At 69.6% G+C, this 13,134-nt stretch carries 2 protein-coding genes; both read right to left on the reverse strand.

What is annotated here, in order from left to right; all coding sequences use genetic code 11:
• Positions 1-12,492, reverse strand: a 12,492-nt coding sequence (locus CBW50_RS27145; protein ID WP_139842667.1) for a filamentous haemagglutinin family protein, incomplete at its 3' end; no start/stop codon positions are given.
• A 144-nt stretch (positions 12,493-12,636) separates the two neighbouring features.
• Positions 12,637-13,134, reverse strand: a 498-nt coding sequence (locus tag CBW50_RS27150; protein WP_367301836.1) for a FecR family protein, incomplete at its 5' end; no start/stop codon positions are given.

Genomic DNA, 13,134 nt, shown 5'->3' on the forward strand with positions numbered 1-13,134 from the left:
GCTGTCGGGCGGGGCGTCGTTGCCAAAGCCCAGCACGCGCACCGTGAACACGGACGGCTGCGCGGCACGCGTGGCGGCGCGCTCGCGCTGCACCACGTCCTGGGCGGCGGCCGTGGCCTGCGTGGCGGCCGCGCTGGCGTTCGTCATGGCGGCCACGTTGACGGACGCCACCGCCGGCATGCCCTTCGCTTCGCCCTTGACCTGGATGTTCGCCGCGTTCACCACCGTCAGCGCGGCCAGGTTGACGCTGCCCGAGACGCGGATGCCCGCCTCGCCCGCGTCGATGGTGCCCAGCGGCGCCAGCAAGTCCACGTCGCCGGCCGGCACTTCGGCGATCGGCGCCAGGGTGGCGATGCCGGCGCCCGTGCTGGGCACGTCGGACGACAGGGTCACGTTGCCCCAGTTGTCATACACGCGCTTGGGCGGCGTGTAGACGATGGTCGACTTCGAGCCGCGCCCCGCATTGATGTCGCCCTGCGACGACCAGCCGAGGATATCGCCGCCAAACGTGGTCATGACGCGGCTCTGGCCCAGCAGGATGCTGCCGTGCGAGAACAGCTCGATATTCCCGCCGCCCTTGGTGATGACGCCCGAGGTCGACGGCGGCGCCTCGCCTTCGATGCCGAACACCTGCTTGCCGCCCGGCGTGAGCAGCTGGATATCGCCGCCGAAGTTGGTGTGCACGTAGCCGCTGCGGGGGAAATAGTCCCAGCGCTGCTCGCCATCATTGCGCACCGCGTACAGGCCGCGGTACATGACGATGTCGCCCGCATAATCGATGGCCTTGCCGCTGGCGTCCGTGGCCGGCGCCAGGGCCGCGATGGCGTTGCGGCTGCGCAGGAAGCTGCCATGGCGCGGGCTGTCCGCATCGTTGAACTCGCGCCCGCCCGCCTTCAGCTCCGCGAAATACACGTCGCGGGCGAACACGCGCTGCTGCGGCTCGGACAAGGCCAGGTAAAAGGCCAGCGCCTCGGCGGCCGTGCCCTTGAAAGCATAACGCTCGGCCAGCCAGGTGGCCAGTTCGCCCTCGTACGATTTCACCACCTTGCCAGCCTGGCCGGCCAGCGGCACGCCCGCCTGCGCCACGTTGGCCGGGTCCAGATACGGCTTGACGAAGCGCAGGTAGTCGAGACCGGCCGCGCCCACGCCCGCCTGCATGGCGATGCCGGCGCCCGGGCGCTTGTCACCCGCCACGACGGGGCCGAGGCTGACGACGCTGCCCTTGTCCTGCATCAATATGTTGCGTCCGGCGCTGATATCGAGCGTGCCGGGGCCGGCCACGTTGAAGGAGCTGTTCAGGATATCGCGCCCGGCCGAGACCACCGAGACGTCAAACGCATTGTTGTGCACGAACAGGTTGCTGATATTCATGAAGCTCATGTCGCTGTTGCTGGCACTGCCGTTCTTGGCTTCCAGCTGCGCCGTGCCGCTGCCGACGATATCGCGGCCCGCCTTCATCCACACGGGTTGGCCGCCCTCATACCAGGTGATGCCCGCACGCCTGGCGTCATGAAACGCGAGGATACGCCCGCTGTTTACGCCCACCAGGTCGCCCTTGACGGCATAGATACGGGTCACCTGCGTGCCGCTGTTGGCGGGGCCGGCCGAGGAATTGGGGCCGAAGGCAAACAGCGGGAAGTTCCATTTCGCCATCGGCGTCCCCGCGCTCGAGACATTCGTGGCCAGGGGATTAGTCTCATTCGGCCGGATATCCCAGCCCGTGAAGGCTGGCTTGAACGGCGTCGCCATGCTGTCGGCGGCGGCGCCGGACTGGCTGACGGCAAAACCGCCCGCGTAGATGGAGTCGCTGGCCAGCCATTGCAGCTGGGCATTGGGAGACGGCGCCAGCAGCAGCGGCGGGCCATACGCGGACGCAGCACCCCAATCCGTGATGGTCTTGCCGTAGTACAAGCTGCCATTCGCGGCCGCGGCCCGCACGATGGACGGATAGACGGTGGCCAGGTCGGTATCGGTGCCGACGGACGCCGACAGCGGCGTCATGTTGCCGCCGGCGGAGTAGAGGTCAAGCGCCGTGCGCGGCGTCCACAGGCTGAACCAGCTGTAGCCGTAGCCCTGCTCACCGGCCGCGCCGGTGAACGGCGTGGCATTGAACGCGGTCACGCGGCCGGGATCGGCCACATCCTGCAGCACCAGGTCGCCCAGCGTCGCCACGCTGAACGTGGCGTCGCCCGGCACCAGGGTCATGCCGCCCCGGGCCGTGGCGCGCGTGGCGCGGAAGGCATCGTAGGCGCGCGCTTCCAGCGGCACGTGATCGGTGGCTTGGGTGCCATAATGCAGCGCCACGCTGCCCAGTTGCGTGGCCGACGTTTCCGCGTGGCCACGCAAGTCCACCAGCGCGCCGTTCAGGTGATTGCCACCGGAGCCGCCGCCGGGGTTGAGGGCGCCGCCCACGCGCAGGTCCAGGTCGCCGCCGCCCGTCTGCAGCAGGCTGCCGTCGGCCAGCACGCGTCCCGTGCCGCCCACGGCCAGCAGCAAGCCCTGAGAACGGGGATTGATGCTGCCGTTATACGAACTGCCCGTCAGCGGCGCCAGCACGCCAGCATCGCCCGCCACCTCGGCGCGCACATTGCCGCCGCCCAGGGTGCCGAAGCCTGTAAAGCCCAGCACCGTGTCGGCCAGCGTACCGCGGCCCACATAGCTGCCGAAATTGATCCACCACGCTGTCGGCTGGGGCGCGCCGCCCGTGGCCACGCCGCCGCTGCCCTGGCGCCACAGCCAGTTGCCCACTGCCACCGAATCGGCCATACCATCCAAGGGAACGGGACGCAGGTTGATGGAACTGGACGCGTCGACCAGCGAGCCGCTCAAGTCGCCCGCCACCTGCAGCAGCAGGTTGCCGCCCTGCTCCGGATACCAGGCGCGGTAGATGCTGTCGGCGCCGCCGTCAACCAGGCGTTCATGGGCGCCGTCGGGGTTGCCCAGCACCTTGCCTTCGGCATTGCGCGCGCGCGGCAGGTTGTACGGGTCGCCGGCCGCCGTCGGCGCGGACGACATGCCGGCCGTGTACACGCCATACAGGCTGTCCATGCGCAGGTCGCCGCCGCTGACCAGGTCCAGGTCGCCCGTGCCCGTGCGCAGCACGCTGTGGCGCAGGCTGCTCGCCTTGTAGTCGAACGTGGGGTTGGCCGTGCCGCACCAGGTGGGATTGTCCTCGCAAATGGTCGGCCACTTCAGCGCCACGGGGTCGAGCAGGTCGCCCGCCTTCACTTTGTCATCCGCATACTCTTCCGCGCCAGCCTTGGTCCACACGTAGGCCACCTTCAGCAGGCATAACGTCGGGTCGTTGGCGCAAAATTGCTCGACAGTCTGGCCGAACTGGCTGGTGAATTCCTCGGTGATGGGTTCGCCCGCCACGATGCCGGGGAAGCCCTCGCGCTCGCCCAGTTCCTGCGCTTCCTTGGTCCAGTACTGCACGCCCTTCGGCGGCACCAGCACGCCGTACATGCCGTAATGGCTGTCGGCCAGGCGCAGGCTGCCGTGCGCGGGATGCGCCTGCACGCCGCGCGTGTCGGCCCCTTCCAGGTCGGCGCCGGCCACCAGGCGCATGCCCCATGCCTGCGAGCCTTCCGCCAGCATGGGCGCGATGGCCCACAGCTTGCCCTGGCTGCCCGCCACGTCCGGGCGCAGCGCGATCGATTCCACGCCGGCCATCAGCTTGACGTCGGTGCCGGACGGGATCAGCGACCCCACGGCCAGCGCCAGGTTGCCATTGAGTGCAAACACCGAGCGTTCGCCCGCCACGCCAGGCAGCGGCACGCCCTTGGGCCAGGTCATGGCGCGCACCTTGACCGCTTGCGCCAGCACGCTGCCCGCGTCGAGGCGCATGCCGGCTGTCAAGGTCTGCGCCGTGGCCAGCAGGCTGCCTGCCGCATGGACGATGTTGCCGGCGCTGTCGCGCACGGCGGCCGCCAGCACCGTGCCTGCCGGCAAGGTGACCGCCTGGTCCAGGGTCATGGCCACGGGCAGGCGCGTCTGCGCGTCCAGATTGAAGCCCTTGAGGGGCACGTCGTAATTGAGCGCGATGCCGCCCGGGAACAAAGTGCCATCGGCCACGGTCACGCCCTGGCCCGGCACGATGACGTCGCTGCCATTGATGTCGCGCCCCGGCAGCAAGATCCAGCCCTTGTCATCCTGGGTGGCGGGCGGCGGCGCGAAGCCGTCGTTGATGCTGCCATAGATGCTCAAATCGCCGCCGGCGCGCAGCAGCAGGCTGCCCACCTCGCCCGAACCGCGCACAGCCGTGTGCGGGAAGCGCGGGTTCAGGCTGGCGTAGCGCATGTTTGAGAGATCCAGGTCGCCCCGCACCACCAGGTCGCCGTCTGGCGTCTTGCTGACGATATCGACGCCGGGACGCAGATGCAGCGCATCGGCATAGGCGGCCGTGTTCAAGCCCGCCAGCTTGATATTGCGCAAGTTCGTGTTGGCCAACGCCGCATCGATGAAAGCCGTGCTGTCCGCATGCTTGCTGTCGAGATATGCCTGGTCGATCACCTGGTAGGGGCGGCCGCTGGCCGACACGTCCGCGGCGTAGGCCGCGTCGTCATAGCGCTGCATGGCGTTGACGGCGATCGATTTCGCGCCGCGTATCGTCAAGCCGCCGCCGGCCGCAATGGCGATGTCGCCGAAAGTGGCCGCATCAAGATCCGTGCGAACGCCGCCGCTGCCCAGGCGCGGCGCGCTCAATTCCACGGTGCCGCGCGCGGCGCCGTCGTATTCGCCCTTGCCCTTGCCGGCCACGGCCGCCGTGCCGTGGCGCACGTCGATCTGCGCGCCGCCCGCCAGGTCGAGTACGCCCTCGCCCCCGTTCAGTTCCACCGTGGCCCGGTTCGGGCTGTCGATGATCTTGCCATAGCTGTCGACGCGCAACAGCGTGCCATGCGCATCGAGCACGGCATTGCCGGCCAACGTCAATCCATGCTTGCCGGCCAGGCGGATGCTGCCCACGCGCTCGCCGCTGGCGTCGACGGTGCCGGCAACGGACAGCTTGCCGTTGTCGAGCGATACCTGCACCTCGCCCGCCTTGAGTTCATTGCCGATAGTCAAATTGCCCTGTTTCAGCTGGAAGCTGCGCCCGCCCGTCACGCCGCCTTCCGTCAGGCGCGCGTTCAGCGACGCGAACTGGCTGTCCAGCGTGCCGCCCGCGCCCAGCGTCTGCGCGCGCACGTCCACGCTGCCCTTCTTGTATGGCACGACGGTGCCGCCCGCGTCGTAGCTGCCGCTGGCGCCGCCCAGTAACTTGCCCTGCAAGTCGACCATGCCGGCCGCGCCATCGAGGGCCACGGCCTTCAGGCTGCCGGCGCGGTTGTTCTCGGCCGACACGTCGATCACGGCGCCGCTAGCTGTGCGGATATCGCCGGCGCGGCTGTCCAGCGTCACGTCGCCGCCCCAGCTGTATTTGTCCACGTCGAAGAAGGTGGACTTGCGGCCCGCCATGTCGATGCGCGCGCCGTCGGCCACGGTGATGTCGCGCCGGGCGCCGATCGCCAACTTACCGCTAGGCAACACCACGGCCGTCGCCACGCTCACGCTGTCGCCGTTCAAGGCCAGCTGGGCGCCCAGTCCATCGGTATTCTTGACGGGCGCGGCAGGCGCCGTACCCGCCGGCGCCGCCACCGTCAGCGCGCCGCCCGCCGTGTAGCTGTGGACGGAACCGGAGTCGCCCGTCAGCAGCGGCGTGCTGATATTGAGCTTGCCGCCGCTGTACTGGTAGCCCTTGCCGGCCTCGTAGGCGCCCTGCGCCTGGTAGACGGACAGGCTGCCCTTGTGGTTGGCCGTCACCTGGCCCGACGCCTTCAGGTTGACGTTGCCAAAGCCGAGCGCCAGGCGGTCGAACGAGGCGACGCCGGCCGGCTGCGTGAACGGGCCGAAGCCGAAATCGATGCGCTGCGCCTCCAGGTTCAGGGTGCCGCTGCCCGTGCCGGCACCGTGCGCGATCACATTGCCGGCCGGCGACAGGGCGCCGCCCCAGATCAGGTTGGCCGTGCGGATGGTGGCCACGGTATCGGCGCCGCCCTGGCCATACATGGCCGGCGTGGTCAGCACCAGGCGCTCCAAGGTCGATTTCCCCGTGCCCTTGTCATAGGTATCGAGCACCACGTCGCCATAGAAATTGACGCTGTCGGCCGCGCTCAGCATGAGCGACTGCAGGGCCGGCGCGCCCGTGCCGGTATCGCCGCGCAGCAGGCGGTCCAGCACGCCCTGGTTCAGGGTCAGGCCGCTCGAGCGCGTGCCGCTGGCCTGGGCCGCCGCCAGCGCCTCGCCGCTGCCCATGTTGATGGCGCCCACGGCCAGGCTCAGGTTGCGCGTGCCATAGCGGGCCGTGTCGTCCAGCGCGAAACTGCCATTCGTCGACAGCAGCAGCGTGCCTTCCGAGTACAGGCTTGCTGTTCCTTTGTCGGCGCAGGCGTCGTCGCACACGCCGATGCGGATGCCGCCGCGCGCCGTGCCGCTGGCCGGCGCCACGTTGAGCAAGCCGTTCGAGGCCGCCAGCATGTGCACGTCCGCGCGGCCCTTCTTGTAGATGAAGCCGTCGTTGGCGTCATACGCGGCCTTGCCCTTGCCCACGGTGCTGATGCCGGCACCGGGCGCGATATCGATCAAGCCATCGCCCAGCAGATAACTACTGGGGTCCTGGGCGACGAGGAACACCTCGGGCGCCGACAGGACTGCCCCCGCGCGCAGGTAGATGGCGCGCGCCGACTTGGCGCCGAAGTTCACGTAGTTGCCAGCCTGGCCATATTCCACCGATGGTGCATTGCCCAGCATCATGCGGGCAGCGCCGATATTGTTCAGGCTGGAGGCGCGCACGCTGACCAGCCCGGCGCCGCTGGTGGCGGGCGCGCCGTCGGCGAGAATTTCAATATCGCCGTTGGCACTCTGGCCCGGCATCAGCAGCACGGTGCCGCCATAGCCGCCCTCGGCGGCGCCGAATTTACCGGTGCCCTTGAACTGGAAGGTGTCCGGGCCGCCGTCCTGCGCCAGGGTCAGCTTGAGCGTCTTCGCGTCGGCCGGCAGCAGCGCGCGGGGGATGCCGCGCGTTTGCGCATCGGCCAGCGCGTAGGCCGCATAGCCGGTTTCGTTGTATTGGGAATAGGTGCGCAAGGCCTTGGCCGGCGTGAGTATCAGCTGGCTGGCCAGCGGCGCGCGGATGTCCGTGCCGGCGATCGACAGGGTGCCGGGCGCGCTCCAGGAACCGTTGCGCAGCGGCTGCGCCAGCGTGCCTGCGCTCCCCTGGCCCGCCAGGCCGTTCAGTTCCACGCGGAAGGCGCCCGGCAGCAGGGCATAGGTCGACGGCATCAGGGTATAGGTGCCGGCGGGCAAGCCCGGCACGCCGCTGCCCAGCGTCACCTGCCGGCCGATGGCCGGATCGGCGGCGCCCTTGTCGCCGCCCGCGGGCGCCTGCGGCGCCTGCACGCCGGGCACGATGGCGTACACGGGATTCGTCGCCAGGCCCGGCAGGACAAAGCCGCCATTGGCCCCCACCTGCGCCAGCGGGTGGTAGCGCGCGTCGGTCGAGCCGCCGCGGCCCGCGATGAATCCGGCGCCCGTCAGTTCGCCGCCGCCGGACAGGTCGAGCAGCGCGCCAGGCCGCACGTCCACGGCCACGCCGGCCATGTCCACGCCGATGCGCAGGCCGCCCTGCGCATTGATGCCGCCCACGCCCATCAGGGTGGCCGGCTTGCCGTTGACGTTCCAGGTCTGGCCATCGACGGTGCCGCCATACGGCATCACCAGGCCGGCGCCGCTGACCGAGGTGATGCTGCTGGACAGCAGATTCACGCTCAGGCTCTTGTCATTGTCATAGCCTGCCGCGCCGATGGCCAGGCGCCCCAGCGGCGCGCGCACGACGCCGCCCTGCTCGATGTGCGCGGCCGCCAGTTCCAGCGAGCCGAAGGCGGAATACGGCATGGCCGGCACGCTGTCGGTGGTGCGCGCGATGTTCAGGGCATGGGCGGGATCGTAGCCGATCTTGCCATTGATGCTGCTATAGCCGGCGCGCACGGCGGCGCCGGCGCCCGTTTCCGGATACAGCTGGGCCGCAGCGAGGGTCATGTCGCCCGGCGTGGACAGCACCGTCGTCGCCTGGTTGCCATCCCATCCCAGCGGCGACAGCAGGAAGCGCAGGTCGCCGCGGCTCGTCAGGCGCACGTCGTCCGCCCGAATGTCGACCAGGCCGCGCACGTCGATCAGGTCGCCAGCAATGCTGACCTGGCCGGCCATCGGCGACTGGCCCGCCGTGCCCGGCGTGACATAGTAGTCGCGTGCTGCCGGCTTGACGCTGGCCAGGCGCACGTACGGCGCCGCGATGCCGACCTTCGCGCCGGGCTTGCTGCCTGGCGCCAGCACGGGAGCGCCATACAGCTGGAAGCTTTGCTGCAGCGTCAGCGACACGTCGCCATCGAAGGAGGCGGCGCCCAGCAGGGCCAGGTTGCCGAAGCCGCCCGCCTCCACCTGCTCCACCGAGTAGCGGCCATGGCCGTACTGCAGCGCCTGCGGCCCGTCCTGCGCCGCATCCTGCGCATGCACGCCGTCTGCGAGGTCGCTGGCAACCTTGCGCTGCGTCAATGCCAGCTGGCGGCCCTGCAGCACCTTGTCCGTCGCCAGCGTTTTCAGGTAGACGGGCGAGCCCGTGGCCACGGACAGGCTGCCGCCCGCCGCCCCCGCGCCGCCCGCCCAGGCACGCAGCTGGCCATCGAGGTACAAGCCGTTGTTCGACGCCAGCGCGATGCTGCCGCCCGCGCTGGCCACGTCGACGGCCGCGCCGTTCACGTCGAGCACGGCATGCGCGCCGGAAGCGTCCAATACGGCGCCGTCGCGCACGACGACGAACAGGCTGGCGGCCGAGGTGCTGCCCTGCGCGTGGTCGATTTCGCCGCCGACGACGATGCTGCCGCCGTCCGCCACCTTGCCATAGCGCCGGCCCTGCGCGTCCGTGGCCGTGACGGCGCGCGACGCCACGTCGAGCACGGCATTCTCGCCGATCCAGATGGAACGGCCATGGCCGGCCGCCTCCACCGCTTCGGACACGTTCACGTCCACGCCCACGCCGCCCAGGCTGATCTTGCCGCTCCAGGCGTTCAGCCGCCCGTCCACCGTCAGCTGGCCCACGCTGGCCAGCTTGATGGACTGGCCCGCATCGACGCTCACCACGGCGCCCTTGCCGACCAGCAGTCGGGCAGTGGCCATGTCGGCCGCGCCGGACTGGATATCGCCCACCTGCAGGGCCAGGCTGGCGCCCTTGCGCTGCGTCAAGGTGCCCTTGAGCGGGTTCTCCGTGACCGGCTCCGGCGTCCACAGGGCCAGTTTCTCGTTGTCCACCACGCGCAGCACGGGCATGCGCACATCGACTTGCGTGCCGGCCGCGACCGTCAAGCCCTGTTTGCCGACCAGGCTGTAGCTGGAAAAACCCTGTTCAAAAAAGTCGCCGCCCAGCTGCAGGGCGCCTGCGACGGGTTTTTCAATGTCGCCAATGACGATCTTGTTCGCCTGTAATTCCAGCTTGCCGCCGCCCGTCACGCCATGGCCGCGCAGCTGCGCGCCCGCGCCCAGCACCAGGTCGGCCTTGGCGCCATAGCTGGCCAGGGTCACGTTGCCGCCCTTGCCGCCCTGCTGCTTGCCCTGCGCCAGGATGGCCGCGCCCGAGCCGGCGTCGATCAGGCTGCCACTGCCGATGCGCACGTCGCCGTTCGCCCGCAGCGACACATTGCCGCCATTGATATATGGCAAACCGGCGGCGGCCAGCGGATCGCGCAGCACATTACTGAGCAGGCCGCCGGTGTCGAGCGTGACGCCGTCGGCCAGCACCAGCTTGCCCGCTGGCCCGCCCTGATTGACGACGGTGTCCACCATGCCCAGCGCGCCGATCTGGTTCAGCACGTTGCCGGCCATGATGCTGCCGCCATGGCTGCGCAGGCTGCTGTTGATGGCCAGGTCCTTGCCGAACAGGGTAATGTTGCCGCCGTCGGCCACCTGCAGCGCGCTGTCGACCGTGATCGCGCCTTTCGCGGCGAGGCGGATGGCGCCAAGGCGTTGCTCATTGAGCAAGCCAGTATCGAGCAGCAGCTTGCCCTGGCGCTCTGACGCCAGTACGCCTGTCACGTCGAGGCCGGCGGCGATGCCGTCCTGCACGCGCGTCAGGCGCACCTCGTCCATGACGGCCGACAATGCGTGCTGCAGCACGCCCGTGCGCTTGTCGAACATGGGCTGGTACTGGCCGACGATCAATTGTCCCCGCTGCGCGGCGGCCAGCTGCGACTGCTGGTAGCCGTCGAGCAGGGCCTGCGGCGCCTGCGTCTGGCGCTCGCCCTGGAAGACTTCGCCCGCAATCGCCCCTTCCAGCACGGCCGAACCGGTCGCTACCACCAGCTTGCCCGCGTCGCGGCCCACCGTGTAGCCGTTTTCCAGCCGCTGTTGCGCCGCGATCAGAGGATTGGCGTAGAAGGCGCTCGCTTCCTTGCCCCAGCGCGCGTGTTCTTCCTCGTAGCCCTTGTACACGCCCGCATACGGCAAGTCGGCCGGCGCGCTGCCCGCCTCATATAATTTGCCGTCCGCGCCCTTGAGCCAGGTCTGGCGCAGCGCGCCCGTCTGCACGTCCAGGGTGCCGCCCGACAGATTGATGGCGGAGCCGGCTTGCGTGACGACATCCTTGCCGCCGAAGCTCACCGTGCCGCCCTGCGCCATCCACTCGCTGACGGAATGGCCCTGCGTGCCCAGGTAGCCGGCCACTTCCAGCAAGCCGCCGGCCGTGTACCAGCGGTCGCTGTCGTAGCCGTTCGTGCCTTTCGGCACGAACACCAGCTTGCGGCGGTCGACCCAGATATTGTTATTGATCAAGGCCTTGCCGTCGCGGTTAACGGGCGCGTCGCGCTGCTCGTTGCCCTGCACGTTGATCTCGATATTGTTGGCCTCCATGGCCACCTTGACGCCGACGGCGCCGGAAACGTCGAGCTGGGCGCCATCGCGCAGCAGGCTGCGGCTGGCCGCCTTGACGGCGATCTGGCCGCCCGTCGCCAGGGTCAGCGAGTCGCCGAGGAATTCCACCGTGCCGGCGCTGCCGATCTCGATGCGCGACTGGTCGCGGCGGTCGTTCACGCCAACGATGTTGTCCGTCGCCGTCACGGCCGGGCCGCGCATGGCGTCGCGCTGGCTGTCGAGCGCCGTCGTCTTGCCGTCGTCCTCGAGCACGATGGCCGTGGTGGCGCCGCGCCCCACGGTGACGGCAGCGTCGCTGCCCAGCGCGTTCAGGTGCACGGTGCCGCGCGTGGCGGCCGTGGTGGTGGCCAGCACCACGCCTTCCTGGCGCACGTCGCGCCCGGCCAGCGTGACGTCGCCTTCGCGCGCCTGGATCAGGCCCGTGTTGACGACCTTGCCCGCCGTGCTGCCGGCGGCAAACTGCGGCGTGACTTCGCTGCCGCGCGTGGTCGACAGCGGATTGCCGTCCGTGCCCACGCCTTTTTTGATGGTAAAACTGTCGCCGGCGGCCAGCAGGGCCTGCCCCCTGGGCGTGCTGATCTCGCCCGCATGGTGGACTTCCTTGCCCAGCAGCATCACGTAACCGCCCCCTTCCGTACTGCCCTTGGGCGCATTGCTGGCCAGGCGCGCGCCCGCCTGCACCTGCACCTTGCCGCCCGCGTCCGTAAAAGTCGTGGCGCCGGCCGTGCCGGCGCTGTAGATGCCGTTTTTCTGGAATTGCGCATCACCGATGCGGGCGGCGGCCGCCACCAGGCTGCGCGTGTCGACCTGGCTCGTGCCGCTAAACACGATGCCGTTGCGGTTGACGAGCAATACCGTGCCGTCGGCCTTGATCTGGCCCTGGATCTGGCTGGGACGCGCCTGCGGATCGTTGACGCGGTTTAGCACGGCCCAGTCCTTCTGTTGCTGGAACGTCAATGTCGTGTCCTTGCCCACATTGAATGTTTCCCAGTTCAGGATGGCCTTGTCCGCCGTCTGCTGCACCACCACGGCCGTCTTGCCTGCCGCCACCGTCTGCACGGGCGCCTGGGCGTTGCGCCAGCCGGCCGTCAGGCTGTTGGTGTCGACCTGCAAGCCGCCCTGCGCCAGGCCGTTCGGCACGCCGGCGTCGCCGGCGGCCGCCTGGCGCGCCTGCGCCTGAGCCGCTTGCTGCGCGGCAATGGCACGCGCGGCCAGGTTCAGGTTGTTGAGCGAACGCTGCAACTGCTGATTGGCCTGCTGTTGCTGCCCTTCGGGGCGGCTGCCCAGCGGCAGCGGCTGGCCGTTCGGCAGGCGGCCCGAGGTGGCCGCCGTATTTTGCGCCGCGCCCTTGGCCGCGAACCAGCTGCCGCTGAACGCCTGCTGCGCGCGCGCCGGCGTGCTGAAGGCGCCCGCCATCAGCATGGTGGTCAATGCATAGGCAAGCGGCGTGAGCCGCAGGCGGCTGCCCAGCGTGGAGCTACGCTGCGCGCCCGCGTCGACGTTCGGGACTGGGCGCTGGGCAGTGTGAAACTTGGTCATGGCAATGGTTTCCTGGCTAGTGAGATGGGAACGGAGCCTGGCTGTCGCACAAGCGTCCACACCTCCATGACGTAGCTCGGTGGCGGAAAGGATAATGTTTTTTGAAAAATATTTTGCCAGCCCCTGCCGCCGCACATGCGGCGATCAGCTCAGCAGCACCACGCCGCCCGGCAGGCTGGTCATCTGCGCGCCCGTCAGGTCGCGTATCATCGCCAGCGCGCCATCGATCTGGGCGATGGAAAAGCGCATGCGCACGAGGCGCCGCCCCAGTTCCGGGTTGCGCAGCAGCACCCGGCCGGGCCGGTAGCGGTTGATTTCGGCCACCACCTCGGCCAGCGGCTTGCCGGCAAACGACAGCGCGCCCGTGCGCCACGCGCTGGCCTCGCCCGGCGCCGCCATCCTGGCCGCCTGCACGCCGCGCCCGTCGTAGACCACTTGCTGGCCCGCATCCAGGGTCACGCGCCGCTGCCGCCACACGACGTCCACGGCGCCCGCCAGGCAGGTGACGCAGACGGCGTCGTCCGTGTGGCGCACGTTGAAGCGGGCCGACTGCGCCAGCAGGCGCCCGGCTCCCGCCACCACGCTGACGGGCTGGCGCGCGCCGCTGGCGAGAATTTCCGCCTCCCCGGCCAGCAGTTCGAT

The sequence above is a fragment of the Janthinobacterium sp. GW458P genome (assembly GCF_002127585.1).
Classification (GTDB): domain Bacteria; phylum Pseudomonadota; class Gammaproteobacteria; order Burkholderiales; family Burkholderiaceae_D; genus Janthinobacterium.